The sequence below is a fragment of the Chitinophaga cymbidii genome (genome assembly GCF_007992715.1).
Classification (GTDB): Bacteria; Bacteroidota; Bacteroidia; order Chitinophagales; family Chitinophagaceae; genus Chitinophaga; species Chitinophaga cymbidii.
Genome location: NZ_BKAU01000005.1, coordinates 564,331 through 590,806 on the forward strand (window position 1 = coordinate 564,331; position 26,476 = coordinate 590,806).

General features: G+C 53.3%; 21 protein-coding genes. 10 read left to right on the plus strand and 11 right to left on the minus strand.

The window, feature by feature from the left end; translation table 11 throughout:
* The first annotated feature begins 29 nt into the window (after positions 1–29).
* Complete coding sequence (locus CCY01nite_RS20910; RefSeq protein ID WP_246130018.1) at positions 30–2,966, plus strand: sensor histidine kinase; 2,937 nt, start codon at positions 30–32, stop codon at positions 2,964–2,966.
* Positions 2,963–3,724, plus strand: coding sequence for a LytR/AlgR family response regulator transcription factor (locus CCY01nite_RS20915; RefSeq protein WP_074237512.1), 762 nt, complete (start codon positions 2,963–2,965; stop codon positions 3,722–3,724). Before CCY01nite_RS20910 ends, CCY01nite_RS20915 begins: the two co-directional genes overlap by 4 nt.
* 304 nt (positions 3,725–4,028) lie before the next feature.
* On the opposite strand, the gene CCY01nite_RS20920 is transcribed toward CCY01nite_RS20915, so the two are convergent.
* Together CCY01nite_RS20920 and CCY01nite_RS20925 are read right to left on the minus strand one after the other, a co-directional pair.
* Complete coding sequence (locus CCY01nite_RS20920; RefSeq protein WP_146865872.1) at positions 4,029–5,561, minus strand: trypsin-like peptidase domain-containing protein; 1,533 nt, start codon at positions 5,559–5,561, stop codon at positions 4,029–4,031.
* A gap of 356 nt (positions 5,562–5,917) precedes the next feature.
* Entirely contained in the window at positions 5,918–6,931 is a 1,014-nt protein-coding gene (locus tag CCY01nite_RS20925; protein WP_246129993.1) for an acyl-CoA reductase, read from the minus strand.
* 87 nt (positions 6,932–7,018) lie between these two features.
* Here CCY01nite_RS20925 and CCY01nite_RS20930 point away from each other — a divergent pair, with 87 nt between their 5' ends.
* From CCY01nite_RS20930 to CCY01nite_RS20945, 4 genes are all read left to right on the plus strand, one after another.
* Positions 7,019–7,366 carry a 4Fe-4S dicluster domain-containing protein gene (locus CCY01nite_RS20930; RefSeq protein WP_146865876.1) on the plus strand — a complete coding sequence of 116 codons (348 nt, stop codon included), beginning with the start codon at positions 7,019–7,021 and terminating at the stop codon, positions 7,364–7,366.
* Between the two features lie 102 nt (positions 7,367–7,468).
* Positions 7,469–8,455 carry a D-alanine--D-alanine ligase gene (locus CCY01nite_RS20935; RefSeq protein ID WP_146865878.1) on the plus strand — a complete coding sequence of 329 codons (987 nt, stop codon included), beginning with the start codon at positions 7,469–7,471 and terminating at the stop codon, positions 8,453–8,455.
* 26 nt (positions 8,456–8,481) lie between these two features.
* Positions 8,482–9,309 (plus strand): PASTA domain-containing protein, encoded by an 828-nt coding sequence (locus tag CCY01nite_RS20940; RefSeq protein ID WP_146865880.1) that lies wholly within the window; start codon positions 8,482–8,484, stop codon positions 9,307–9,309.
* Positions 9,310–9,343: 34 nt separating this feature from the next.
* Complete coding sequence (locus CCY01nite_RS20945; protein WP_146865882.1) at positions 9,344–9,652, plus strand: rhodanese-like domain-containing protein; 309 nt, start codon at positions 9,344–9,346, stop codon at positions 9,650–9,652.
* A gap of 83 nt (positions 9,653–9,735) precedes the next feature.
* Here CCY01nite_RS20945 and CCY01nite_RS20950 read toward each other — a convergent pair whose 3' ends face one another.
* The 6 genes from CCY01nite_RS20950 to CCY01nite_RS20975 all read right to left on the minus strand — a co-directional run bounded on the left by CCY01nite_RS20950 (position 9,736) and on the right by CCY01nite_RS20975 (position 15,130).
* Positions 9,736–10,137: a RidA family protein gene (locus CCY01nite_RS20950; RefSeq protein ID WP_146865884.1), complete on the minus strand. Its 402-nt coding sequence runs from the start codon at positions 10,135–10,137 to the stop codon at positions 9,736–9,738.
* Positions 10,138–10,156: 19 nt separating this feature from the next.
* On the minus strand, positions 10,157–11,350 hold the full coding sequence (locus CCY01nite_RS20955; RefSeq protein WP_246129994.1) for a hypothetical protein: 1,194 nt from the start codon (positions 11,348–11,350) through the stop codon (positions 10,157–10,159).
* A 7-nt stretch (positions 11,351–11,357) separates the two neighbouring features.
* Positions 11,358–12,173 (minus strand): type 1 glutamine amidotransferase, encoded by an 816-nt coding sequence (locus tag CCY01nite_RS20960; RefSeq protein WP_146865888.1) that lies wholly within the window; start codon positions 12,171–12,173, stop codon positions 11,358–11,360.
* A 168-nt stretch (positions 12,174–12,341) separates the two neighbouring features.
* On the minus strand, positions 12,342–13,445 hold the full coding sequence (locus CCY01nite_RS20965) for a carboxylate-amine ligase (RefSeq protein WP_146865890.1): 1,104 nt from the start codon (positions 13,443–13,445) through the stop codon (positions 12,342–12,344).
* Between the two features lie 25 nt (positions 13,446–13,470).
* Positions 13,471–14,415, minus strand: coding sequence for an ATP-grasp domain-containing protein (locus CCY01nite_RS20970; RefSeq protein WP_146865892.1), 945 nt, complete (start codon positions 14,413–14,415; stop codon positions 13,471–13,473).
* Between the two features lie 7 nt (positions 14,416–14,422).
* Positions 14,423–15,130, minus strand: a complete 708-nt coding sequence (locus tag CCY01nite_RS20975; protein ID WP_146865894.1) for an esterase family protein — start codon at positions 15,128–15,130, stop codon at positions 14,423–14,425.
* 64 nt (positions 15,131–15,194) lie between these two features.
* Here CCY01nite_RS20975 and CCY01nite_RS20980 point away from each other — a divergent pair, with 64 nt between their 5' ends.
* Genes CCY01nite_RS20980 through CCY01nite_RS20995 form a run of 4 tightly spaced genes read left to right on the plus strand, consistent with a single transcriptional unit; the run spans position 15,195 to position 18,519 of the window.
* A complete protein-coding gene (locus CCY01nite_RS20980) occupies positions 15,195–15,944 on the plus strand; it encodes an alpha/beta hydrolase (RefSeq protein WP_146865896.1) in 750 nt (249 codons plus the stop codon).
* Positions 15,945–15,968: 24 nt separating this feature from the next.
* A complete protein-coding gene (locus CCY01nite_RS20985; protein WP_146865898.1) occupies positions 15,969–16,361 on the plus strand; it encodes a hypothetical protein in 393 nt (130 codons plus the stop codon).
* Between the two features lies 1 nt (position 16,362).
* On the plus strand, positions 16,363–17,751 hold the full coding sequence (locus tag CCY01nite_RS20990) for a hypothetical protein (protein WP_146865899.1): 1,389 nt from the start codon (positions 16,363–16,365) through the stop codon (positions 17,749–17,751).
* A gap of 6 nt (positions 17,752–17,757) precedes the next feature.
* Positions 17,758–18,519, plus strand: coding sequence for an arylamine N-acetyltransferase family protein (locus CCY01nite_RS20995; RefSeq protein WP_146865901.1), 762 nt, complete (start codon positions 17,758–17,760; stop codon positions 18,517–18,519).
* A 31-nt stretch (positions 18,520–18,550) separates the two neighbouring features.
* Here the strand turns inward: CCY01nite_RS20995 and CCY01nite_RS21000 are convergent, their stop codons facing one another.
* The 3 genes from CCY01nite_RS21000 to CCY01nite_RS21010 form a co-directional block, all read right to left on the minus strand.
* Positions 18,551–20,182 carry a RagB/SusD family nutrient uptake outer membrane protein gene (locus CCY01nite_RS21000; RefSeq protein ID WP_146865903.1) on the minus strand — a complete coding sequence of 544 codons (1,632 nt, stop codon included), beginning with the start codon at positions 20,180–20,182 and terminating at the stop codon, positions 18,551–18,553.
* A 20-nt stretch (positions 20,183–20,202) separates the two neighbouring features.
* Positions 20,203–23,184, minus strand: coding sequence for a SusC/RagA family TonB-linked outer membrane protein (locus CCY01nite_RS21005; RefSeq protein ID WP_246129995.1), 2,982 nt, complete (start codon positions 23,182–23,184; stop codon positions 20,203–20,205).
* Positions 23,185–23,498: 314 nt separating this feature from the next.
* The gene (locus CCY01nite_RS21010; protein ID WP_146865906.1) at positions 23,499–26,192 is read right to left on the minus strand and encodes a TonB-dependent receptor; all 2,694 of its coding nucleotides are present in this window, start codon (positions 26,190–26,192) and stop codon (positions 23,499–23,501) included.
* Positions 26,193–26,476: the final 284 nt, after the last annotated feature.

Here is a 26,476-nt window from a genome sequence, read left to right on the forward strand (position 1 = left end):
CGCAAAAAAACATTAGACTTACATCGTTGATGCAGGCCATCCGTTATATCATATTGCTGGTCATCTGCCTGGTGCATTCCCGCTTTGCGGAGGCACAGGGCCTGGTGATCCGCAATTATAATGTAAAGGATGGCCTTGCCAACGCCACCGTATACGGCGCCGTGCAGGACACGGAAGGCTTCATCTGGTTCGCCACGCCCACCGGCGTGAGCAAATTCGACGGGAAGCGCTTCCGTAACTATACCAAGAAAGACGGGCTGACCGACAACGACGTGATCAAGCTGGCCGCCGATTCCCGCGGAAGGGTGTGGTTCTTCACCAACAACGGCATGCCTTCCTACTACGGCCAGCACGTGGTGCACAACGAGGATAACGATACCAGCCTCCGCTTCAACAGCAGAAGCCAGTACATGCAATATGCGTTCGAAGACCGCGCCAGGATACCCTGGTTCCTCAACACCGCCGGCCGCATCATCCAGTACAACGGCCGCGAAACGATCTACGACAAGCTCGGCGCCAAGCCTTCAGATCTCTTCTGGTTCCTCAGCAACGACACCATCTTCCGCCCGCTGCAGCAGGCCTTTCAGCTGCAAAGCCTGAAAGATAACAACAACCCAGGCCAGAAGATCTTTCTCACCGCACCCTTTTCCATCATGGATGGGGATTTCGCCGGAAGAGTGCGGGAACACCCGGTGATCATCCACGACAACGTGCTTTATTCCTACACCCGGAAAGATATCATTCCTTTCTTCAGGGGGCAGGACTGGGGCATCACCGAAGGCATCAGCAGCATGTGCATCGACGGGAGCAACCTCTGGATCGGCACGCCGCGCTCGCTCTACTACGTCCGCGATTTTTTCAGGGGGGAAACAAAGCTCAGCAAGCTGCTGGACAATCACTACATCACTTCCATCCTGAATGACCGGGACGGCAATATCTGGATCACCACCTTCGGCGACGGCGTCTATCACATCCCCTTCAAACATTTTTACTTCAGTTACCTGGACAATACCAACGGGCTTTATTCGCATTCCGTTTACAGCGTTTTCCGGGACAAGCGCAACAGCCTCCTCTACATCGGTGAGAACGCCGGCATGCTGAACCTGATGGACATGAACGGCCGCATCACCCGCTACTCGCTGGATTCCAGCGGCGGCCGGAACAGCGTGTTCAGCATCCGCGCGCTGCCCAAAGGGCAGGAAGTGCTCATTGGTACGGACAATGGGGTTTACCGCTTCGCGCCCGGTTACAAGAAGCCCGTGCAGGAGGTGGACATGCGGACGGTGAAAGACATGGGCATCACGCCCTCCGGCAAAGTGCGCGTGGTAACCCGCAACCAGCTCCTGAACGGAATAGGCACGGTGCCGCTGGACCTCAGCAGCCTGGAAACCCAGGTCACCAGCATTTCCAACATTAACGACAGCGCCTATTACCTCGGCACCAGCTCCGGCCTCTACTTCGGCGTGGGTGACGGGATGCCGCAGCCTGTGCACCAGGACCCGCGCCTGCGGCAGGGGATCAAGGACATGCGGTGGATCGACAGCCTGCTTTGGGTGGGCACGAGCGACCAGGGCATCTTTGTGCTGAAAAATAACAAGATCATCCGCCACTTCAGCACCCGCGACGATATGCTCAGCGATATCTGCCAGCAATTGTATTTCGACGGTACAGACCGCGTGTATGTAGCCACCAACCGCGGCGTGTCCGTCATCGACGCGCGGAGGCTCGTAATGCTGCGCAATATCACTTCCAACGACGGACTGATGAGCGACGACATCCGCGGGCTCAGCCATTCGCAGGACACCCTTTTCATCGCCACGTCCAACGGGCTTTGCTACTTTTCCCGCGACCACATCCCTGTGGATACCGTGCCACCCACGGTATACCTCAATGCCATCCGGTACGGGGACAGCACTTTCCTGGCGCTTCCCTACTTCCAGCATCTTTACGAAAGAGGCGGCGCTTTTGAAGTGGAGTTCGGCGCCATCGCTTACGACCTGCCGGAGCTGGTGGAATATCAATACAATTTTTCGAACGACACATCTTCCGGCTGGGTCACCACCATGAGCAATATCATTCCCTATCCGCGATTGCAGCCCGGCGATTACAAATTGCTGATCCGGGCGCGCAAATACAAAAGCGGATGGAGCCAGCCGGTGTCGCTCACCATTTCCATTCTGCCGCAGTGGTACCAGCAATGGTGGGCGAGGGGCATACTCGTGCTGCTGGGATTAATGGCGATCGTACTGGTGCTCCGCTATATCGTGGGGCGCATCAAGGGAGGAGAGCGGCGAAAGACGGAATATAACCGGCGCATCGCGGAGCTGGAGGCCAAGGCATTGACCAACCAGATGAACCCGCATTTCATCTTCAATTCCCTCAATTCCGTACAACACCTCATCCTGGAAAAAGAAGAGAAGCAGGCGCTCAATTTCCTGGCGGACTTCGCCACGCTGATGCGCCAGATGCTCAACAACTCCCGGAAGTCATTCATATCGCTGGAAGACGAGATCGCTTTTCTCGCCCGGTACCTGGAGCTGGAAAAGATCCGTTTCGCCAATTCCTTTGTTTATCGTTTTGAGCAAAGCGAAGAACTGAAAGAATACACGGTTTACATTCCGCCCATGCTCATCCAGCCCATTCTCGAAAATGCCATCAAGCATGGTCTTGCGCCGAAGAACGGCAGCGGGCATTTGCTGGTGAAGCTGGAATTGCGCGGAGACCTTTTGCTGTGCGCGGTGGACGACGACGGGATCGGTTGGGAGCACGCTAACAATATTAAGAGTGGAAAGCTCGCAAAACATGAATCCACGGCGCTAAGTGTTATTAAAGAAAGGCTCCAGATTATCAAATCTTTTAATGGAAGCGTTGGAAAGTTAGAAATTATTGATAAATTTAAGTCTGGATTCGGCAACAAGGAAGGTACCTTGGTTGAAATCCAGATTCCCATTGTAAAGATGTTATGAGTATTATTAAAGCTGCCATTGTTGACGACGAGGTCCGCAACATACATATCCTGCGAAACATTCTTGAAAATTACTGTAAGGATGTAAAGGTGATAGGCGAAGCACAAAATATCCATGAGGCTGCGGAAATGATCAAGAATAACCCTATTGATGTACTTTTCCTGGATATTGAAATGCCCCCCCATAACGGTTTTCAGTTACTGGAAATGTTCCCTGTCCTTAATTTCGAAGTAATTTTCATCACTGCTTTCCAGGAATACGCGCTTCAGGCTATCAAGTTTGCGGCGCTGGACTATTTGCTCAAACCGATCAAGGTAAGTGAGGTGGAAGACGCATTGGAAAAAGTGAAGCGCAGCAAAAAAGGCCGGCTCAACGAACTGGCGTCCATTCTGAAAGATTATGTAAAGAATAATGATAATGCGTTCTCGAAGATCGTGATACCGGTGAATGACGGTTATAACGTCATCGACCTGAAAGATATCATCTATTGCGAGGCATTCGACAGCTATACGAAGATCCAGCTTATCAACAACGTTTCCCATCTCATCTCCAAATCCCTGAAAGAATATGAGGAAATGCTGTCAGACAAAGGTTTTTACCGCGTACACAAATCCTTCCTGATCAATATTCATCATATTGTGAAGATTATCAAAGGGTTAGGTACTGCCGTTATCATGAGCGACCAGAAGAACATCCCCATTTCGTCCCGCAAAAAAGACGAATTCTTCACCCAGCTGAAAGGTGTGATCAACCTGTAACCTGTTTTTCCATCCCCTGATTATTATTTCACCGCATCTTTATTGCCGTTGGCGAGCTATTTCTTGACGTTTACCAAGTGGCAGCGGCGTCATATGCTTTATAGTCCTACTTTTAGTGCAGGGTTTTCATAGGATATATGGTCATTGTTGTGAGCCTTTACAATAATGGTCATAATAAAGGTCTCCTGTTTGCAGGGGACTTTTCTATTTTACGGCATTCCGTAAAAAGCAAGGCCCCCCGAGAAGCGGGGGGCCTTCAATCCTAACCTATAAAACCTATATGAAAACACTTATGAATACATGATTAAAATTCGATGCTGTTGCTCAGGTCGATATTGTAATAATAGATATTGCCATACTCGTCGCCCGGGTAAAAACCCTCCAGTCTTACTTTACTTTTCCCCTGCATCGCTTTTTTGAGGTCGTCCGTTGACGCGATCCGCTGGTCGTCTACCTTCAGGATCACGAAGGATGATTTCATGCTGGTCTGTTTTTTGATCAGGCCGCTGTTGATGTTGGTCACCACTACGCCGCCTGTGATCCCCAGCCTTTTTGCATATTCCGCCCGGATCGGGCTTAATTCAGCCCCCAGGTAATCGAGTACGGTTGCCTTTACGATGCCCGTATTCCCGTCGAGGTTCTTCAGGATCGCACTGGCGGTGTACTCTTTGTTGTTTCGCATGTAGTTAATGCTCACTTTATCACCTGGTTTATATCGGCTGATCTGTTCCATCAGTTCCGGAACTGATGCGGTAGAGATACCGTTTATTTTTGTGATAATATCACCTTCTTTAATGCCGGCTGTTGCGGCTGCGCCGGTTTCCGGCACGCCCAGCACCTTGATGCCGCCCATGTCGCGGGTCATTTGCTGCTCACGCAGCTGTGCTTCGGTCATCCTGGACGGGTCCTGGTATTCAATGCCGAGGTAAGCCCTCTGCACGTTGCCAAACTTCACGATGTCGTTCACCACTTTCTTCACCAGGTTCACCGGGATGGCGTAGGAATAACCTGCGTATGCGCCGGTGGGCGAGGCGATGGCGGCATTGATACCGATGAGTTCACCGGCGGTATTGATCAGCGCGCCGCCGCTGTTGCCCTGGTTCACCGCCGCATCCGTCTGAATGAAGGATTCGATGGCGGACCTGCGCTGGCGGGTGTTGATGCCGATGGCGCGGCTTTTGGCGCTCACGATGCCGGCTGTGACCGTGGTTTCCAGGTTCAGCGGATAACCCACTGCCAGTACCCACTGGCCTACCTGTATGTCGTCTGAATCGCCGTACAGGAGATAGGGGAGGCCCGCGGCGTCTATTTTGATCACGGCCAGGTCCGTATTCGGGTCCGTGCCGATCACTTTCGCCTTGTATGATTTATTGTTGCTCAGCGTTACGGAGATCTCGTCCGCGTCGTCCACTACGTGATTGTTGGTCACGATAAAACCGTCATCCGCGATCAGCACTCCGGAGCCGGAAGCCATCTGCCCCGGCACATAATACCGGCGGGAGCCTCCGTCGTCAAAGTCTTCACCGAAAAACTCTTCCAGCAGGCTTCTGCGCTTCTGGATGTTATTGTTCAGCTGGCGCGGATTGATCTTTGTTTTGATATGCACCACGGCCGGTGTACCTATTTTGGCGGCCTGCTGGAAATCAGTAGGCGGCGTAAGATTGGTATTGGGCATGGCACCGGGCGTATAGCTGGCATAATTGACAGGGATATCGTCCGACCCGTTCTGGAACAATCCTTCCGGTTTTGGCTGAAAATATTTGCTGTACACAAATATGCTCGCAAAAGCGGTGGCTGCGCTGATAAGAACGGTGGCCGCAACTTGTTTGAATTTCATATTTGCTAATTGGTTTTAAAAGGGTCAAAAAAGTAAAAATATCCTCAGCCTTTATACATCAATTTATGTGCCTTTGCTTACAAATGTAACGCAGAAATGCTGGTGTGCGTTGCAACACCTATGTATTTAACAGATTTTTAGGCCATTCGTTAAAGGCTCCTTAAATAAACGGAGGGGGCACTGCCAAAAGTATGGCGGGCGCCTGTCAGGATAACAAACCGGGATGTCATTTTGTTAGCGGGCGGGTGGCGGCTGCGGTGGCACGAGCAGCCGGCGGCGCCAGCGTTCAGTGAAAGCGGCGGAAGTGTGCAGGCATCAAGCGCAAACGCACGTCCGGGCTGTTACGGCAACTGCCATCACAGCGATTGCAGGAAAGCCACGGTGTCCACACCATCCGCGTAATCATTCAACGCAGGCTGCTGGGCCTGGCCGAAGGGAACGTTCCCTTTTCCCACGAGGCATTGCAGGTCCGGGTGCTGCTTCAGCTCTGCTTCCAGCATGGCCCTTTCCTGGTAAAACCCGTAGTGCAGCACGCTGAGCGGGGAGAAGAGGGATTCGCTTTCGTGCAGCAGCACGCTGTCGTTCGTTTGATACGGCGAGAGGTTCAGGAGGTAAAGGGCGAGATTATAATCGTAGTTGTTTTTGTATTTGTGATGATCGGCGAGCCGGGCGTACTTTTTCAGCGCGGCGAGCAGCGGGTTGAAATCATAGCCTTCCGGCACAAATACTTTGGTCACATTCCGGCAGCCCAGCCCGAAGTACAGCATCACATCGTCAGCGAGGGCTTCCAGCTCCGCGGGCGTTTCCTCACCGGTGAGCACGGCGGCGGAAGTGCGGTTGCGGCGGATGATATGGGGATATTTCGAGAAATAGTAGTTGAAATAGCGCGCGGAGTTGTTGCTGCCCGTGGCGATGTAGGCGTCGCAATCTTTCAGGATGTCCTGCACGGTTGTTGAACTGCCGCCGGGATACCATTCTTCGAGCTTTGCGAGCAAATGCGGGAGCAGGATGTTGTCTTTGGAGGACAGCTTGAGGCGGATGTCGTGCCCGCTGAGGTAGCCCGTCATCCAGTCATGAAACCCCACCAGCGGAATGTTGCCCGCCGCCACGATGCCCACTTTCTTTGGCGCGGAGGGCTGGCCGAAACCGGGGTATCCCGCCAGCCAGGCGTTCAGCGCGTCCTTTTGCAGAAACTGCCCGCTGATGCCACGGATCGCCAGGTCCGTAAATTCCGGGGTGAACCAGCCGTTATGCCGGTAAGCCTGTTCCTTCACCGCCTGCAGGCCGTCACGCTCTGCTGCCGTTCCCTGGCCGTTCAGATAAGCCCCCAGGCGCTCCAGTGCTGCTATTTTGTGTGATAAATCCATCATTTCCCCGAAATACTTGAGATTGAGTTGAAGATATTTTATTTTTGAGGCAAAATTAATGGCTTACATCCTAAACAAAAAGTTTACATCATGGCAATTAAGATAACAGACGAATGTATTAACTGCGGGGCCTGTGAACCGGAATGCCCGAACAATGCCATTTACGAAGGTGGTGTGGAATGGGCATTGGCGGATGGTACAACGGTAAAAGGAAGCTATACGCTGATGGACGGCACCGAAATGGACGCCGACCAGCGTAACGCCCCGGTGAGTGTAGATACTTATTATATCGTTCCCAATAAATGTACAGAGTGCCAGGGCTTCCATGAAGAGCCCCAGTGTGCGGCGGTTTGCCCGGTAGATTGCTGCGTGCCCGACGAAATGTACCAGGAAACGGTGGACGAGCTGATGGAAAAGAAAGCCCGTCTCCATATTTAATACAAGGGAAACAGAAAAAATTCAGCGAAAAGGAAGGTCCGGCATCACGCAGACCTTCCTTTTTGATTTTTTATTTTTAATTTCCGCGATATTTAACCGATTATGACTAAAAATATTGCCCTGGTAGCTGGCGGATATTCCGGAGAATATGTGATCTCCGTGCAAAGCGCCGCCGTTATTGAGAAAAACATCGATCCGGCGCTGTATACCGTGTACAGGATCGTGATCACAAAAGAAGGATGGCGCCACACAGCGGCGGATGGCGGCGTGTATGAAGTGGACAAGAACGATTTCAGCCTGACCATCGGCGGAAAACATATTTCCTTTGACGCGGTCTTCATCGGCATTCATGGCACGCCGGGGGAAGACGGGCGCCTGCAGGGCTATTTCGAAATGCTGGGCATCCCTTATACGAGCTGCGGCATGGTTGCCTCCGCCCTTACCTTCAACAAAAGCTATTGCAACAAAGTGGTGGCCGCGCTGGACGTGGTGAAAGTATCGCGCTCCATCCACATCTTCCGCAACAAGCCTTATGACGCCGCGGCCATCCTGCAGCAACTGCGCCTGCCGGTATTCGTAAAGCCGGCGGAAGGCGGCAGCAGCATCGGCATGAGCAAGGTGAGCAAGGCGGAAGAGCTGGAAGCCGCGATTGAAAAGGCTTTTAAGGAAGACAGCCAGGTGCTCATAGAGGAGTTCATTAAAGGCACCGAAGTAACCTGCGGCCTGTTCTTCGCCAAAGGTGAGCTGCATGTACTGCCGCTGACGGAGATCCGCAGCACGAAGGACTTCTTCGACTACGAAGCCAAATACACACCGGGCATCACCAACGAAGTAACGCCCGCCGAGATACCGGAAGCCGCCGCGGAACATATCCGCACCGCCGCGAAGGAACTGTACCACCGCCTGAACTGCCGCGGCATTGTGCGGGCGGACTTCATCCTCGAAGAAGGCACCGGCCAGGTATACTTCCTGGAAATAAACACGATGCCGGGACAGAGCGAGAACAGCCTGGTACCGCAACAGGTAAGGGCCGCAGGCATGACGCTGCAGGCATTTTACGGCATGCTTATTGAAGAATGCCTGACCTGATTTTCCTTATACACAAATAGGCTTCAATGAAATTATTCGACAACATCACTAAACGTTCTTTCGGCTATAACATACTGGTAATCTTAGGATTAATGGTTGTGTTAGGCTTCATCTTCTTTTTCTCCCTGAGCTTTCTCACCCGCCACGGCGAAGTGGTGACGGTGCCGGACATCCGGGGTAAATCTATCGAACAGGCTACCGCTGCCCTGGAAAAACTGGGCTTTGAAGTAGAAGTGCGCGATTCTGTTTACATAGACACCCTGCAGGCGCTGCTCGTATATGAGCAAACGCCGGAACGCGGCGATGTGGTAAAAGTGAACCGTACCATTTACCTGACCGTAAACAAAGTAATTCCACCGATGGTGCCGATGCCCGATCTCGAAGGGCTGACTTTCCGCAGCGCGGAGATGACGCTGAAAGCGCGCCGCCTGAATGTCGGGGATACGATCTATAAGCCGGACTTCGCTACCAATACCGTTTTACAGCAACTGCTCAACGGCAAGCCCATCAAGCCGGGCAAGGAAATACCCGAAGGCAGCAATATCACGCTGGTGCTGAGCAGCGGAACCGGCAGCATGGAAAACCCGGTACCGGAGATCGTGGGGCTGACTTACATGGAGGCCCGCGAAGTGCTCGCGGCCAGCAACCTCAACGTGGGCATCGTGCTGTTCGATGGCGGCGTGACGGACACTTTGGGCGCATTTGTATTTAAACAGCTGCCCGCCCGCAGAAACGAGCTGGGTGAGCTGAACCTTATCCGTGCGGGAGAAAGCGTAGACCTCTGGCTGTCATCCAACCGCCCGGTGAGGGACAGCCTGCTGCCGCCGCAACAGATACCTGCGCCGCAAGAGTAATATCTTTCATAACTTTACCAAAAATCAAACTACCATGGAAATAATAACCGCGGAAGAGCTGAAGCAACGCCTGGATAACGGCGAACAACTCCATATCGTAGACGTTCGCGAGCCGCATGAAAGAGAAGAATTCAATATCGGCGGCATTCACGTGCCGCTCGGAGATATCAGGGCCATGATGGTGGACGAGCTGGAACCGTTTAAAGACGAGGAACTGATCGTTTACTGCAAAAGCGGCAACCGGAGCGGACAGGCTTGCATGCTGCTGGAAACCATGGGTTTTTCCAACACGAAGAACCTGGAAGGCGGCATGATGAACTGGAGAACGAAGTTTGCGCAATAAAGGCGCATGCATGATATGCTGAAGGCCGCTCCGATGGGGCGGCCTTTTTTATTCGCTATCGCCAGGCCCTTTGGGAAACCGCGTCAAACCTGTTTCACCACGCCCGGCACCACCGCTGTGGCTTCGATCTCCACCAGCAGGTCCGGCCCTATCAGCCTGCTGACCTCCACCATGGTAGTGGCCGGCCGGATGCCGTGAAAGAACTCTCCGTGCGCGCGGCCGATCTCTTCCCATTTTGAAATATCAGTGACGAACATGCGCGTGCGCACCACATCGTGCAGCGATGCGCCGGCCTTCACCAAAGCGGCCTCTATCTTCGCAAGCGCATGTTTCGTTTGCTCGTATGCGTTATTGATGCCGATCACTTTTTCCCCATCCACCGAAACGGTGCCGGAAACTTCCACAATATTACCGATCCTCACTGCGCGGGAGTATCCCACCTTGGCCTCCCAGGGGGCGCCGGAGCTGATATTGAGACGTTGCATATCTGAAGTTTATAGGTTGTCATTCAAAAAAGCAGCAGCTGCCGCCCACCCATTCCTGGTCCGCATTATACGCCACACCGATCATCTTTCCCTTGCTGAGGCGCGCCAGGCTGTGCGCCAATATGGGGCGGGGCGCATCGTCCGGCCAGCAGTACATCATGCGGATTTCGCATTTGGCAGGGCCGGTGGGCGTTTCAATCACGGGGGCGTACTGCACTTTTTGCTGCAGTATCCAGTTCTCGGGGTCTTTGATCGCATTGATGTCCGCGGGTGTGGGATCGATGATCACGCCCTGGCCCGCGAAGGAGAACAGGGGTTTCAGCACGTAATTGTCCAGGTCTTGCGGCAGCACGGGAATTTCGTGGAGGAACCAGGCTTTCGGTGCAAAGGGGCCATGTATCAGCGGCAGCAGGTACTTGCTGATGCGGTAATACCAGTTGGGGTGCGGCGCCCATTCCACGTCCAGCTCATGCTGAAAGTCAACCGCAGCGCCCAGTTCCGTGCGGTATTTTTCCAGGTCTTCAAAGATCATGCGGTTGTAGATGCGGCGTATGCGCGTCTTTTTCCCATCGCGGTCATAATACAGCTTTTTGCCTTCCTGTATGAGGGCGGACACGCAGATCACCGGGATGCCCAGCATCTTTTCCGTTCCGGCAAAATCGATCAGCGTTTTTTGTTGCTGCGGCAGTACTTCGAGCAGTACCACGGCTTCGGGGGGATGACCGTTGAGGATGGTGCGTTGCAGCAATGCTTTGTAAGCGGCCGCATCCATCTGCTCCGGAAAACTGCTTAAACCGGCGGGAATGTCGAATTGCTGCCGGAATTGCTCCGCCAGCAATTCCTGGAAGGCGAAGAGGCTCGGAAACCCCTGCAGCTCTATCAATTGCGGCGCCAGTGATCCGTCTTCCGCGCGGGTAACGGCAAAATCAATGATCACAAAGGAGGAGCGGCCGTTCTCTTTCGGAACATGCTGGCCTTTTGGTATAGCCATTTCCGTTAGTTCGCGGAAATCAGGCTGCAGGAGCAGGTCGATGATGGATTCACCCGCATCCAGCAGCTGCTGTTTCAGGGGCGCGGGCACGAACACGGGCGTTTCCGCGATGCGGAAAGCGGGCGTGATGCCGGTTTCGGCTGCCAGCGCGGCCTTCAGCGCTTCATACTTCGCTACGGAGAAGGTTTGATTATATTGTTGACGGACAACCGGGATCATCATATCGTATTTAGGTGTACTGCTGCTGCCGTTGCAGGGCTTCCAGCAGGAAATTGGGCAGCAGGGTGTTGTGGGTGAGGAGGATTTTGTCCGGCTCGGCCAGCAATTCCAGCATGCTCCGGTATTTTTCCTCGCCGTGCTCCTGTATCACACGTTGTTTCCTGGCGGGCTGCAGCAGGTATTTGCGCATGCCGGCCGCGTCCGCTTCGGGATGGAACTGGGTGCCGGTCATGTATGGATTGAAGCGGATGGCCATGGTCGCTCTTTCCAGCGGCACATGCGGCCTTTCCTTTTCGATGGTCAGCACCTGCGCGCCCATCGCCGCCAGCTTCTCATCATCGGGCTGCGTCACCTGCCAGTTGCGGCTGTCCACGATATAGAACGGGTCGGGGAGGCCGCTGAATAAAAGTTCCTCCATGCCGGCCTCCGTTTTATGCACCGGGAATACGCCGAATGCGGGAGATTTCCGCCGGCAAACGGTGGCCAGTGAAAAATACCGGCATACGATCTGGAAGGAATGGCAAATCAGGAAAATATGTTTTTTGCGGTTGCCGGGAACCTCGTTCCAGGCCAGCACGCTGTTCAGCCAGCCGAAATAGGCTTCTTCCCAGGCATTGCCGGCGCTGTCCAGGGGACTGCCCGGCCCGCCGGAGGAAATATAAACATCATATCCCAGGTCCGGCACCTGCTGCTGCAGGCGCACATCAAATTCATTCAGCTGCAGCGGGATCTGCTGCTGCTCTGAAAAATCCATCAGCAGTTCGCGGATGCAACGCATACCTTCATTGGGTACGCCTTCGTACATGTCTAGCACAGCTACTTTCATCTCTTTGCAAAATTAAGCCAGAAATCGGGAATGTGGCGGATGGAAGGATTTATCCGGCACCGCACCTCCGGGCAGCCGCTTCCTCCTCCGACTCCGGGTAGCCGCTTCATCCGTCAGCCGTCATCAGCGATGCCCGCTGGCACATGGCGTATGCGGCCGGCCCGCCGGTCACTCTTCCAGGAACCTCGACTGGATATAATCCACCACGGCGGTGAGGTCTTCCTTTTCAGCGAACACCTCCAACTGTTTGTCCGCACCGGTGCCACCGGCCAGGATCTTTTCGGTGCCGCCTACCGCCTCGTTGCGGGAGCCCAGGTCGTCGAGCACATCGTCCACGAAATCCAGCAGTTCATAGATAAGGGCGCGGGTATTGACCTCCATTTCTTTGCCAAAATCGATCAGGCTGCCATCGATGCCGTACCGCGAGGCGCGCCATTTGTTTTCGTTCACCAGCGCGCGGTTGTAGATGATGAAGTTCAGGTTCTGCATGCGCAGCTTGAATATCTTCACGCATACCGCCTGGAAAAGCGCGGCGAGGGTGATGGTTTCCTGCACGGTCAGCGGCACGTCGCAGATGCGGAACTCCACCGTGTTGAAAAACGGATGCACCCGCAGGTCCCACCAAACCTTTTTGGCATTATCGATACAGTTGGTCTTTACCAGCAGTTTGATATAGTTGTCGTATTCCTCGATGCTCCCAAAGAAATCCGGGATGCCGGTGCGGGGAAATTTATCGAAGACCTTCGTGCGGAAGGATTTGAAGCCGGTGTTGCGGCCTTCCCAGAAAGGGGAATTGGTGCTCAGCGCAAAGATGTGCGGCAGGAAGTAGCGCGCGCTGTTGGCGATGTGCAGCGCCATTTCGCGGTTCTCCATGCCCACGTGCACATGCAGGCCGAAGATGAGGTTGGAACGCGCCGCGTCCTGCATTTCATTCACCAGCTCAAAATAGCGGGGATGATCCGTGATCAGCTGCTTTTCCCATTTGGAAAAAGGATGCGTGCCGGCGGCGCCCACGCTGAAACCCAGCTCGTCCGCTATCCCCGAGATCGTTTTGCGCAGCAGCAGCACATCGTCGTACGCTTCATGGATATCCGCGCAGATCTGCGTACCCACTTCCACCACCGCCTGGTGCATTTCCGCCTTTACCTTGTCTTTGATCACTTTTTGCGCCTGCTCCACGATCCTTTGTTCATGCGAGCGCAGTTCCCGCGTCTGCGGGTCCATCACCATGTATTCTTCTTCTATCCCGAGTGTAAAGGCTGAGAAATTCATAAGTGTGAAGATCGTAAAATTTATGTCAATGTTGCTGGACGGCTTTGCGGATGAAAGTGCCCCAGGTAAGGTTGTCTTTCCCGAATTGCTGACTGCGCGCCCTTTCCACGGCGTAAGCCGCCATCGTTTCCACCACCCATTCAAAATTGTCCACACCCACAGAAGCCAGATCAGCGTCCGGCGCGGGATTGCAGAAGTCGATCGCATAGGGAACGCCGTCCCGGACGGCCAGCTCTACCGTATTGAAATCGTAACCGAGCGCGCGGTTCAGCTCCAGCACAGAATATTCCATGGCGGAGATCAGCTCCCTCGTGGGCTGGAAGCCCGCCTGGTACCGCTCCTGTGGCGGGTTGCGCGGCTCATAGGGCATGATGCGCACATGTTTCCCGCCGATGCAGTAGCAGCGGTAGTATTCGTCGTACACGATCTCTTCCTGCAGCATCATCACTTCCTGCCGGGTTTCCGCATGCACCTTGAAGAACTGCTCGCGGTCCGTGATGCGGTATACATGCTTCCAGCCGCCGCCGGCAAAGGGTTTCATATAGGCCGGAAAACCGGTCTTTGCAAAGATCGCCTCCCAGTCCAGCGGATAACGCAGGTTCCGGAAAGAACGCGCATCCGTATCCGCGGGCTGCTCAAAAGAGGGCAGCAGGGCCGTGTTGGGAACAGGTATCTGCAGGCTCAATGCGAGCGCGTTGTTGAAATATTTCTCGTCCGCGCTCCACCAGAAAGGATTGTTGATGACGGCTGTGCCTTCCAGTGCGGCATTCTTCAGCCAGGCGCGGTAAAAAGGTACGTCGTGGGAAATGCGGTCGATGATCACGGCATAGTTTTCCGGCTCTCCCTGCAGCGCTTTGTCGATCATCACGAACTCCGCGCAGAGGCCCGGCCCGCAGATGCGGTTCACCCGCTCCACGAAAGCCTGCGGAAAAGCGTTCTCCTGCCCGAATAAAATACCGATCTTTTTCATGCGCATATCACTTTATCAGCGACAGATAATGCGGCAGCATCTGCTTCCATACGGGCCAGTCGTGCACCGTACCCGGCCTTACATCCAGCCAGTGGCTGATCTGCTTGTTGTGGAGGATGCCGGAGAACTGCTCGTTCTGGCCCAGGCATACGTCCCGCTCCGCAACGCCCAGCACAATACCCATCCGCCAGAGGTCGGGATGCGGATTGTCCGGCATGAAATCCATGGGATTGTTGAAGTACACATTATCATCGTAATGGCCTTCTATCCTGGAACGGATGTCGAACAGCCCGCTCATGGAAAACAGGTAAGACACTTTTTCCGGATGCCGGAATGCGAAGTTGGCGGCATGATAACCGCCAAAGCTGCATCCCGCTACCGCTATCCTTCCAAATCCCGTTTCTTCCACCATGCGGGGCAGCACCTCCTGGAAGATAACGGCGTCGTATAACAAATGGTTCAGTGCGCGTTCAGCGGGCGGGATCTGGCGGTTGTACCAGCTTTCAATGTCAAGGCCATCGGGACAATACACCTTTACATGCCCCTGTTCTATAAACCATGCAATGGCATCTATCAGGCCGCGGTCCTTGCTTTCGTAATAGCGGCCCATGGAAGTAGGGAAAAGAAGGAGCGGGTAACCGCGGTCACCGAAGACCAGCATTTCAAAATCCCGGCCGATATGAGGAGAATGCCATTTGTAATAGTTTTCAGTCATGGTTATTCACAGGTTACGTGAATATCCGCATTTTTTTTAACTTAGCAATATAACCCGTCCGCTTATGCTTCCCAGAAAAGAATCCTTCGGTCAGTACTCCCTTTTCCTGCAAAGGGAGGTGAGCTTCGATGTCTATCTGCCGGCGAATACACGGGATACACCGCATTTATTGCTGATCAACGACGGGCAGGACCTGGAGCAGATGGGTTTCCCCGCCATGCTGGAACATTTGCAGGACACTACCCATCCTTCGCTGTGGGCAGTGGCCGTTCACGCCGGCGCGCAACGCCTGCAGGAATATGGTACGGCGAAGCATGTGGATTACCAGGGGCGTGGCTGCAAAGCAGGGCTTTATACCCGTTTCATCGTACGGGAACTGCTGCCTTTCCTGCAACAGCGCTATCATCAGGCATTCCCGGATAAAACTTTTGCCGGTTTTTCGATGGGAGGATTGTCCGCGCTGGACATCGTATGGAACAACCCGCAACATTTCCGGAAAGCGGGTGTGTTCTCCGGATCGCTCTGGTGGCGGTCTTCCAACGACGATGCCCATCACCGCATCATGCACCGCCAGGTAAAGGAAGGCCGTTTTCACCCGGACCTCCGCTTCTTTTTTGAAGCAGGCACCGAAGATGAAAAGACGGACCGCAACGATGCCGTGCATGATACGGAAGAGCTGGTGTCCCTCCTGGAAGAGAAGGGATATGAAAAAGGAAAACATATTCAATATACCCTAGTGGAAGGTGGGAAACATGATCTCGCCACCTGGGCCGGTGTAATGCCCGGCTTCCTGGAATGGGTCGTTAAAGCATGACCATTCCGCTTATTAAACTATCCTATGGCTGAATACAAATTTAAAGAAGACCTGGTGCTGCAGCAGCACCACCTCTCATCACTGCTTCACATCAGCGTTCATGTAGTACCCGTAAACGACGAAATCCGTATTGCGGGGCATTCCGTGATCACCTGCCTGACCTTTGAAATTGAAGACGTTATTTTCGATGATCACCTGATCGGTAAAATAGCAGACCTGAAAGGGAAGCAGCTGAAAGTAAAGGTAGACGCCACCAAATACAAGATCGTCACCGGTGCGCAGGACAGTAGTAAAACACCCGTTACCGCTACGCTGACCCTCAAAGCGGGCGATGCGGAGCTGGCGGTTTACCTGCTGGATGATTCGGCCAATCCCACCGCCCGTTCCCGCTTTACTTTCCAGATCAATCTCGTTTAATATGAAAGATGTATATGCGCTGCTGCCGGAGAAAGCAGCCAGCCCCAACAGCTTGAAAAAGATGTGCGGCAACCATTGCATAAAAACCTATACTGCATGGACAGCCCGCGCTTTTCTCCGCAACGGAAAGAGAAATTTTACGGTTCTGCTGATGATTGCCCTCTGCTGCGCCGCAAAAGCCCAGGAAAATCCGAACGTGAAAGCCCTGGAGATCACCTCCAACCCCGGCTATGTCTTGCTCGGCGTGCAGCCCACGAACATCTCCCGCCCCTCCACGCCGCGGGACTTCGTGGCAGGCATGCAATCCGCGGTAGTGAACGGCCGCCTGCAGCCCAACTTTGCCATGGAAGCCAACCCGTTCAACTGGTTTAAAAAGCAATCAAAGGAAAAGGACTACCGCTTCATTGCGGACGACTACCTGTCCCCGAAAGCAGGCCCGGCCATCCGCCGCAACTTCGCCATCTCGCTCGCCACTTCCGAATCCGATACCATCGTTTTCGGTGACCTGCAAAAAGGCATGGGCCTGGGTTACGGCTTGCGGTTCACTATCTTTCCCGGCACGGTAAACAAAGCCACGCTCCGCAATGTGACGGACATTTCCGTGAAAGACGTGAAGATCGTTTTCCTGGAAGCCCTGCAATTTCTCATCGATGACAATGATGATTTCAAATACGAATATTTAAGCCGCGCGCAAGACCTGGCCATCGCTCATCTGCATAAAAGAAAAGACATCCCCGAACATCTGAAACCGCTGGTGGAAAAGGAGATCGCGCAATACAGAGCGGCCTTCGCACTGAAAACGGAGCAAGCAGAAGCGCTCGCGTTCATCCATACGGAAGATTCCGTATTGCAGCGCCAGATAGCGGATGCGGCCAGCGGCATCGGTATGCGGAAAGAACCATTTGCGCGTGACGGGTTCATCCTCGAATTCGCGTACTCCGGCGTTACCGTTTTTCAGCAGAACCAGTGGGCGCAGGCCGTGAACGCCAGGAACGGCATCTGGCTGACGCCGTCTTACCGCATCGACCTTGGCGCGGAAGATCAACCGGACCTTATACAATCCTTCGACGTATTGGGCGTTGTACGTTATCTTTGGAACGATAAAAAAGTAGATACGGGGAATTACCTGGACCTGGGCCTCAAAGCGCAGTTTAACCGGAATGACTGGAACGTGTCGCTGGAAGGCGTGGCGCGCCATGCTTCCACCGTGCCGGCGGATGTAAAAAGCAACTGGACGTACTCCTGGCTGACCACCTTCAGCTATACGATCAACGAGATCACCACGCTTAAATTCACTTTCGGCTCCCGGTTCAACGGTCATACCACCACGTACACGCAGCCGGCGGAAATGATCGCCGTTGGCGGGCTGAGCTTCGGATTGTTTAAATGACATCACATGAACCTGGAGGACTATTTTTCACGTATACATTACAACGGCGCGGCGGCCGCATCGCTGAATACTTTGCGGGAGCTGCATTTTCTGCATACGCAGCATATCCCTTTCGAAAATCTTTCCCCGCTTGCCGGCGCGCCTGTGAGCATTGAATTGCCGGACATCGTGCAAAAGCTGGTGCATGACAAAAGAGGCGGGTATTGCTTCGAGCATAATCATTTGTTCAAAGCGGTGCTGGAAGAGATCGGATTTAAGGTCACCGGCTGGTCGGGCCGCGTATTGTGGAACGGACAGCTTGCGCATCTTGCGCCGAGAACGCATATGTTGTTGCGGGTGGAGGTGGAAGGCCGGGAATATATTGCGGACGTGGGTTTCGGCAGCATGACGCTCACTTCGCCCATCCTGTTCCAGCCGGACATTGCGCAATCCACGCCGCATGAAACTTTCCGCATTATGCAAACGGATGGTCATTATGTGCTGGAAGTACAGATCAGGAACGTCTGGGTGCCGGTTTATATGTTCTATGCGGAGGAGCAATTGCTGATCGATTATAAGCTGGCGAACTGGTATGTGTCTACACACCCGGATTCCATTTTCCGGAAAGACCTGATGGTGGCCAGAACTGGCGCGGGCGTGCGGTATGTGCTGGTCAACAACGTGCTGTCGGTCAGGCATACGGGGAAGGATGCGGAGAAGCGGGAGCTGAAGGATGAAGCGGAGGTGAACGCGGTGCTGCGGGAGATCTTCGGGATCGAAAGAAAATAAAGGCAGCCTCCTGCGAGGCTGCCCTGTAACATCATTGATACCCCTTGTTTTGCTTAAGGTTGTTATTCTTCTCTATTTCCGTTCTCGGGATCGGAAAAAGTATCCTGTCGTTATTGTTCGTCGCGGCATGCGACAACCATGATTTCTTAGTGAAAACGCCGAACCTGATCAGGTCTGTGCGCCGGTGCCCTTCCTGGTCAAATTCCCATCCCAGCTCGTCCAGGAAGCGGCCGTACTGAACGTCCGCCCCGCCTTCGGTGGTGAACTGGTTATTCACCTCGTCCTGCATACCGTAAGCATAGGAGCTGCCCATCAGCAGCTGCGCGCCGGTTACCACAGCTTTGGCGGGATTCTCGGGGAAGTTCCGGCGTCTTACGTCGGTTACAATAGCGGCCGCATCATCCGGATGGCCGCTGCGGAGCAGGGATTCCGCTTTCATCATCAGCACTTCGGCATAGCGGAAAACGGGATAATCGTTGCTCAAACGGTTGGAGGCGCCCATTTCTATTTCAAATTTGTTCAGCCGGAAACCGTGGATGGATTCTCCCTTTTCCAGCCCTGGCAGCTCGTTCACAAAAGCGAGCGGATCACCGGCAAAGTCGCCCTGGGCCACGTAGAGCATTTGCCCGGACGATGTGTATTGCTGGCCTTTTATCCAGTTGTTTTCATACCGCGCATCGTCCGTGTCAAACGTATTGATGAATTGCGGAATGGCGCAGATGCCGCCCCATGGCGTGTTCCGGAGATTATAGGTGGCCTGGTTCTCCTGTTGCAGTGTTTGCATGTGCAGGTCAAAGGCATTCCAGTTATCGGTATAATCCTCATCCATCGGGATGGCGAGAATGATCTCTTTGGAGCCCTGGTTGTTGGTCACGAACGGGTTTTTCTGCGTGGGTTCCAGGATGTATCCCGCACCGGAATTGATCACGCTGTCGCATGCCGCAATGCATTTGGCCCATTCCGGCGTGCCGGTGTAAATGCCCGCGTTGAGGTACATTTTGGCGAGCAGCGTGAAAGCCGCCCATTTGTTGTATTTGCCGTAAGTGGCTTCGTTGTTCTCCGTGCTCAGGAAAGGAATGTTGTCCGTCAGCTCTTTTATGATGAAGGCGTAGACCTCCTGGCGGGTGTTCTGCTCCGGCAGAAAGCCGGTCGGCAGATCGAACTGCGTTACAATGGGCACGTTGCCGTAGAAGTCGCACAGAATGGCGTAGTATGAAGCCCGCAGCACTTTCAGCTCCGCTACCACCGCCTCCTTGCCGTCTGTAATGGGAATAAGCCCGGATTCGATCTGGTAGAGGATCCTGTTGCAGTTGGTAATGCCCGCATAGGTCCTGGACCAGGTCTGGTTGATCACATCATCATCGGTGGTCCAGGTATGTTTGTGCAGCCGCTGATAAACGCCATCGTCAAACCAGCCCCAGGGGCGTTTGGGGATGACGAGCTGGTCAGATGTTACTTCCTGCGCGCGCCAGAGGCCGTTCCAGTCCAGCAGGATGAAACGCCATTGCGAGTATCCGGCGCCCACCAGCGCCGCCAGGTCGTCTTGCGTGGGATTGAAGCGGGTGGATATGATGGCGGTGTATGGCTGATCTTTCAGTTTGGTGCAGGCGGGGAGGTATAGTGCCGCTGCCAGTATCGTTATATAGAAATGGATCTTTTTCATCTTCCGTTTTTTTACAATGGTTAAAAATTCAGATTCACACCTACGGTGAAGGAGCGCGTGGTCGGGTATTTGTCGCGGTTGTCCAGACCAGGGTTCAGGCCGAGCCTGTTCACTTCCGGATCAAGACCTTTATAACCGGTTATGATCAGCGTATTCAGGCTGGACACATACACGCGCGCTCCTTTGATGTACTTGTTATTGAGCTTGCTGAAATTGTAACCGAGCGTAACGTTGTCTACTTTCCAGAAATCGCCGTCTTCCACATAGTAGCTGTTAAATTCCAGCGCGTTCACGTTCAGCTGGGTCTTGCCGAATACCGGGTCGTAAGAAGAGCGGAGGATGTTGTAGTTCTGGATGGCGGGGTTTTCCATGTACATGCGCTGTGAGTTGATGATCTGGTAGCCGAAAGCGCCTCTCATGGTAATGCTCAGGTCAAAATTCTTGTAGGAGAAGCTGTTGTTCCATCCTGCGTAATATTTCGGGAGGCCGTTGCCGATCACTTTTTTATCTTCAAAGCTGTGCGCAAAATCGTCATATTTCACCGCTTCCCCGTTCCTGCCCTCATATATCCATTTACCATCATCATCGATATCAATTACTTTATACCCGTAGAAATCACCGATGCCGTCGCCGATCGTTACAATGTGGGTGAACGTCTGGATGGGAATGCCGGCCTCGCCTGTGGTGAAGTAAGGCGTGGTAGTCTGGTACAGTTCGTTGGAGAGGCTGATGAGTTTGTTGGTGTTGGTGGAAAAGTTTACGCTGGTGTTCCATACGAAGTCAGTTCTTTTCACCGGCACAAAGTTCAATACGATCTCTATGCCTTTGTTTTCCATTTTTCCCACGTTGGCGGTTGTCTGCGGGTAGAGATTTGGCGGGCTGGGCACCGCGTAATTGTACAGCAGCCCGGAGATGCGGCGGTTGTATACATCGATGTTACCGCTGATCCTGCCGCGCAGCATGCTGAAGTCCAGCCCGATGTTCGCTTCTCCTTTTTCTTCCCAGCGGATGAAGGGGTTGGCGTTGGTGGCGGGCACCAGGATCCTTGTCCATTTACCGTTTGAGTACACATAGTTGCCATAGTTGATCAGGGGCTGGCTGAGGAAACCGGCGGAAGGAGGGTTGCCCGTGATGCCGTAACCGGCGCGCAGTTTGAGGTCATCGAACAGTTCGGTGTTCTTCATAAAATTCTCTTTCGATATCCTCCAACCGCCTGAAACGGCCCAGAAGTTGCCCCAGGGGGAGTTGGCGCCGTACAGCTGGCTGGCGCCCTCGCGGCGGAGGCTTGCCATCAGCAGGTATTTGTCGTTAAAGCTGTAGTTGACCCTGCCGAAGAAGCTGATCAGGTTCGTTTCCGATTTTCCGCTGCTGATATTGGCCAGTTTGTTCTGTATGCCTTCTCCCAGCCCGATGTTGTTGTACCCGAACACGTCGGTGGGAAAATCCTGGTTATCGGTGTAGGTATTGGTGGATTCATTTTCCTGGTAGCCGTAACCGCCGAGCACCACCAGGTGATGTTTGTTCATCACTTTTGAATATTCCGCCGTCCATTCCGTAAGGCGGTCGATGGATAAATTGGAGCTGACGGAAGCAAAGCCGTTTACGCCGCTTTTGATGGTGGAGATATGCTTTTTCGTTTCTGCATAACCGTTATTCCCGTTAAAGCGTGAATAGGAGAAGAGGGCGGAGAGCTTCAGGTTATTGACAGGACGGTAGGTGAGCGTGGCGTTCATGCGGGAATTGACGTTTTTGGATTCCCCATCGCTTTCATAGAGCAGGGCGAGCGGGTTCTCGTAGTCGAAGTTCCCGGTCTGCTCGTAGAAGTCGCCGTCTTCGTTGTACACCGGTTCCGTGGGGTTACGGATAACGGTCTGCCGGTAGATCCAGCCGTTGAAGCTGTTGGAGCCGTTATTGTTCCGGGTGTAGCTGTTGGTCTGGTTGAGTATGCCGATGTTCAGCTTCAGCTTGTCGTCAAACATGCTGTGGTTCACGTCTATACGGCCGGTGAAGGTGTTGTTGTCGCTTTTCCGGAAGATGCCCTGCAAGGCGCGGTAGTTGGCGGAGGCGAGGTAGTTGGTAGTGCTGTTGCCGCCGCGGATGGTGAGGTTATGCACATGCGTCAGCGGTGTGCGGGTGGCTTCTTTCAGCCAGTCGGTGGTGCTGCCCGCGTCCCAGTTGGCGAGGCGGGTGCCGGCTTTGATCTGGTCGCGGTAATCCTGGGCGGTGAGCATGTCCAGCTTCCGGGCGATCACCTGCGTAGTGGCGTAGCCGCTGTAGTCTACGCTGGTCATGTTGGTGGAGCGGGCTCTTTTGGTGGTGATGATGATCACGCCGTTGGAGCCTCTCACGCCGTAGATCGCCGCGGAGGAGCCGTCTTTCAGCACGTCTACGGATTCGATGTCTTCCGGCGCTACGGTTTTAAGGTCGCCGGGAATGCCGTCTATGATCACCAGGGGATTGGCGTTTGCGCCGAAGAGGGTGGTGTTCCCCCGGAGCAATATCTGCGTGCCGTCCGTAGGGTTCCCGCTGGGCGCGGCGATAGTGAGGCCGGCTACTTTCCCTTGCAGCAGCGCTCCGGCATCCTGTACAGGACCTTTTACGAAGTCAGCGGCCTTCACGGAAGCCACGGCGCTGGTCACGTCCGCCCGCCTTTGGGTGCCGTAGCCGATTACAACCGCTTCCCGCAGGTTCTCGGCGGATACCTGCATCACCACGTTAACGGAAGCCCTGTTATTCACGGCTATTTCCTTTTCCTCAAAACCTATGTAGGAGAACAGGAGAACGGCGGAACCGCTGTTCACGGTGATGGTGTACTGCCCGTCAATTCCGGTGGTAGTGCCTGTGGTGGCGCCTTTTACACTCACGCTTACGCCGGGCAGGGGTTCACCTTTTTCATCCGTCACTTTGCCTTTGACGGTGGTTTGCTGTGCGTAGGAGGCCCTGGTCCCTAGCAGGACTAACAGGCAACAGGCCAGCAGCATGACTGGAATGCATTTTTTCATCTCGGTGGAATTTTGGTTATGAATGGTAATCAGTTCACTGTGCATCTTTCTGAAATGGTTGTCCAGAAAGGATTGGATAGTAAATAAGTGTAATTAGTGGTTACATTATTTATCAGTTTTATTCTGTTGTGGAACGCTCGAATTACAATCTTGGTCTATATTATAGCGTATCGCGACTTGTTCAACTGTATCTATTATTGTCAAGTTAACACTTATTTATATTATTTAGGAATATTCTGCCGGATTTATTTTCCGGGGCATAAAAAAACCGGGCTCAGGGGAGCCCGGTCATTATAAAGATATGTTTGTGATGACTAGAAGTTCAGCCGGAGGCTGGTGGTCCAGGTCCTGCCGAAGCCGATGTATACAGTGCTACGCTTGCCGGAGCCGTTGTTGCCAATCACGAAATCCGTTGCATCGGTTGGGTCATAGGCAACGTCATTGGTGGATTCAGAGATGTAATCCTCGTCGAGGATGTTATCTACGTTCAGCCTCCAGGTGAGCCGGGTAGCACCGAGTTTGAACTTGACGCTCAGCACAGCGTCCAGCAAGCCGTAGGAGGGAAGCTTCCAGGCTTCGCGGCCTTCATCCGTCGGTTTATTGCGGCTGGAGGGATCGAAATAGGCGTACAGGTTGTCAGCGAAAAAGTAGCTGGCCCTTAACTTGATACCATCCAGCACTTTGCGGTTCTGTAATACCTCGTATGCTGCGCCGATGTTGAATGTCGTTTGTGCGGCGTCGCCTACCTTCACGTTATTGGTAAAGATGGTGGTGGGATCGCCTTTCGGATCGTTGGTATCGTCATCAAAGGTCTGTGTCTGGGCGTTGTTCTTCCATCTCCAGTCACCAATCGATGCCATACCGGTCAATTCAAAGTTGCGGGTAACGAAGCTGGTAACGTCCAACTCAATACCCTTGTGTAGGGCATCCAGACCGGTGGTTACATAACGCTCGTTGGCGCCGGAATTGGTGCGGATAACGGTTTTATCTTTCCAGCTGGTGTTATAGAAGTTCACGTTCGCATTGAGGAACTTGGTACGGAGGCCGTATCCCAGTTCTACGCCAAATACTTTTTCATTGGCCGTGTTCAGGATCTTTTCGTTGTCATTGGCATAGAATACGGAGTTAAAGAAAGGCGCCCTTGAGAAGTGCCCAACATTCACGAATACGTTGTGCTGGGTGTTGATGCGGTAGTTACCACCGGCTTTAAAAGTATAGCCCGTGAAATTTTTCCAGTCCGTCATCCGGTTAGGATCGCCTGGTGCATAAAGGAAAAGATCTTCGCGTTTGTATCCAGTGTTGGATACAGCGGCAGCCGCAAACAGATCCAGGTGCTCATTAGAATATTCCAAAGAAGAGAATCCACCGATCTGTTGCACATAACCGTTATTGTTATAAGCGATAGGAGTTTCCTTGTCGCCCGGTGGTACGTACGTTTCGGGATTGTTGCTGTCATCAGTGTTGTAAAGGGCGTCTGCTCCGATGGTGCTTTCCAGTCTCCTGTAGTGGAGGCCCTTGTAGTAGCGGTAGTCAACGCCCACATTCAGGCTTAGCTGGTTTGTAAAACGATGCGTCAGGTTGGAAATGATGCCGTACCAGTTATGTTCGTTCATGGATGCTCTTTTGGCGATGCCCGTGCCGCTAGTTACTACGTATTTGCCGAGATAGGGGCCGGGCGTGGTCCATGGAACATTGGCTGTAGCGCCGAAGTCAGGGACTACAGTACCTGTGTTGAACCTTTTGATATCGTCAAAACGCACCAGTCCGTTGGCGTCCCTGGGGAGGCTGTAAACATTGGTGCCGTTGATCCTTCCGTAGTCACCACTACCGCCACCGCGACCAATAGAGGCATATACGATGGAGTTCAGTTCCGTTTTGTCGCTGATAGTCCAGTAGTGGTTCAGGTTGAACACCGGTTTGTGATAAAAGTTGGTGTTCATGGTGAACTGTTTGCCATCCAGGTAGCCCCAGCCGTTATTGTATTTTGCGCCGTATGCTTTCACGCTCGGGTCTTTGGGGTTGCCGTAGAACGTCTGATAGGGCAGGCCCACGGAACGCTGGTTATGCTCCTGCGGAGCGCCCGTAGCTGTCAGTGAAAGGGTGTGCGCGCTGTTGATGGTCCATGACAGGGTGGCGAAATAGTTCCAGCCTTTGAAGTCCGTGCCGTCCACATAACCATCGCCCTGGGTATAAGAGCCCAGCAGGGTGAAGGCCAGCCCGTTCTTCATCAGGCCGGAGGAAACGGAAGCGGTATATTTCATATAGCCGTCGTTACCGAAAGCAACGGATGCAAATCCGCCTTTCTCGCGGTCGCTGGCTTTTGTAACGATATTGATATTACCGCCTACGGCGTTGATGGACAATTTGGAGGCGCCGAGGCCGCGTTGCACCTGTATGTTGCTGGCAATGTCCTGCAGGCCGGCCCAGTTGCTCCAGTAAACGCGGCTGTCTTCCATGCCGTTCACGGGCACCCCGTTGATCATCACGGATACGTTCTCCTGGGAGAAGCCGCGCACGTTCATGCGGGAATCGCCAAAGCCGCCGCCGGCTTTTGTTACATACATGGAGGGCGTGGCGCGCAGCACTTCGGGAAATTCCTTGTTGCCAAGCCGCTCCTCGATGTCCGCCGCTTTGATAGTAGACAACGCCACCGGCGTTTTACGGTCGATCGCCATGTTGCCGGTAACGATCACTTCATTAATAGATACCTGGTTGGGGGCCAGCTTGATCACACCAAGGTCCTGGGAGCCTGATACCGTAAATTCCTGCGGCAGAAAACCTACAAAATTCACCGTTACTTTAGACAGGTCTGCATTTGATTTCAGGCTGAAACTTCCGTCCAGGGTACTGGTGGTCCCAACAATACGGCCGCCCGCATTGCCGCTTACCGTAGCCCCGATCAGCGGCTCCCCGGTAGACTCGTCCAGTACTTTTCCTTTGATGATTTGTTGTGCAGTTGTTCTGAGGCCGAACATTACACAGAGGGATAGTAAAAACAATAGTCTCATAAGCAAAATGAATTTTTTCAACACAAAGATGGGAAATAATTGCGCTCAAACTTTAACTAGACTTTAACAAATTGTTAAGTAGCAGGATTTTCTATTATATCGGGAAATTTGCTTTCATTAATTCAAAAAAAGCCATGAAAAGAGCGGTTTTGTATAGTATAAGGGCCGAATAATCGCATATTTCAAATTTAAAAATATGTTATTCATTTCCTTTATCATTTATTGTGGATAACCGGTATTAACAGCATTCCGGCTACAGTCCCAAAAATGGCATAACTTTGCAT

Coding starts and splice junctions, on each gene's coding strand:
- CCY01nite_RS20930 (WP_146865876.1), top strand. CDS start 7,019: ATGGCAATTAAGATAACAGACGAATGTATTAACTGCGGGGCCTGTGAA.
- CCY01nite_RS21000 (WP_146865903.1), bottom strand. CDS start 20,182: ATGAAAAAGATCCATTTCTATATAACGATACTGGCAGCGGCACTATAC.
- CCY01nite_RS20965 (WP_146865890.1), bottom strand. CDS start 13,445: ATGAATTTCTCAGCCTTTACACTCGGGATAGAAGAAGAATACATGGTG.
- CCY01nite_RS20925 (WP_246129993.1), bottom strand. CDS start 6,931: ATGATGGATTTATCACACAAAATAGCAGCACTGGAGCGCCTGGGGGCT.
- CCY01nite_RS20990 (WP_146865899.1), top strand. CDS start 16,363: ATGAAAGATGTATATGCGCTGCTGCCGGAGAAAGCAGCCAGCCCCAAC.
- CCY01nite_RS20985 (WP_146865898.1), top strand. CDS start 15,969: ATGGCTGAATACAAATTTAAAGAAGACCTGGTGCTGCAGCAGCACCAC.
- CCY01nite_RS20935 (WP_146865878.1), top strand. CDS start 7,469: ATGACTAAAAATATTGCCCTGGTAGCTGGCGGATATTCCGGAGAATAT.
- CCY01nite_RS20920 (WP_146865872.1), bottom strand. CDS start 5,561: ATGAAATTCAAACAAGTTGCGGCCACCGTTCTTATCAGCGCAGCCACC.
- CCY01nite_RS20915 (WP_074237512.1), top strand. CDS start 2,963: ATGAGTATTATTAAAGCTGCCATTGTTGACGACGAGGTCCGCAACATA.
- CCY01nite_RS20980 (WP_146865896.1), top strand. CDS start 15,195: ATGCTTCCCAGAAAAGAATCCTTCGGTCAGTACTCCCTTTTCCTGCAA.
- CCY01nite_RS20960 (WP_146865888.1), bottom strand. CDS start 12,173: ATGAAAGTAGCTGTGCTAGACATGTACGAAGGCGTACCCAATGAAGGT.
- CCY01nite_RS20940 (WP_146865880.1), top strand. CDS start 8,482: ATGAAATTATTCGACAACATCACTAAACGTTCTTTCGGCTATAACATA.
- CCY01nite_RS20910 (WP_246130018.1), top strand. CDS start 30: ATGCAGGCCATCCGTTATATCATATTGCTGGTCATCTGCCTGGTGCAT.
- CCY01nite_RS20955 (WP_246129994.1), bottom strand. CDS start 11,350: ATGATGATCCCGGTTGTCCGTCAACAATATAATCAAACCTTCTCCGTA.
- CCY01nite_RS20970 (WP_146865892.1), bottom strand. CDS start 14,415: ATGAAAAAGATCGGTATTTTATTCGGGCAGGAGAACGCTTTTCCGCAG.
- CCY01nite_RS20950 (WP_146865884.1), bottom strand. CDS start 10,137: ATGCAACGTCTCAATATCAGCTCCGGCGCCCCCTGGGAGGCCAAGGTG.
- CCY01nite_RS20945 (WP_146865882.1), top strand. CDS start 9,344: ATGGAAATAATAACCGCGGAAGAGCTGAAGCAACGCCTGGATAACGGC.
- CCY01nite_RS20975 (WP_146865894.1), bottom strand. CDS start 15,130: ATGACTGAAAACTATTACAAATGGCATTCTCCTCATATCGGCCGGGAT.
- CCY01nite_RS21005 (WP_246129995.1), bottom strand. CDS start 23,184: ATGAAAAAATGCATTCCAGTCATGCTGCTGGCCTGTTGCCTGTTAGTC.
- CCY01nite_RS20995 (WP_146865901.1), top strand. CDS start 17,758: ATGAACCTGGAGGACTATTTTTCACGTATACATTACAACGGCGCGGCG.
- CCY01nite_RS21010 (WP_146865906.1), bottom strand. CDS start 26,192: ATGAGACTATTGTTTTTACTATCCCTCTGTGTAATGTTCGGCCTCAGA.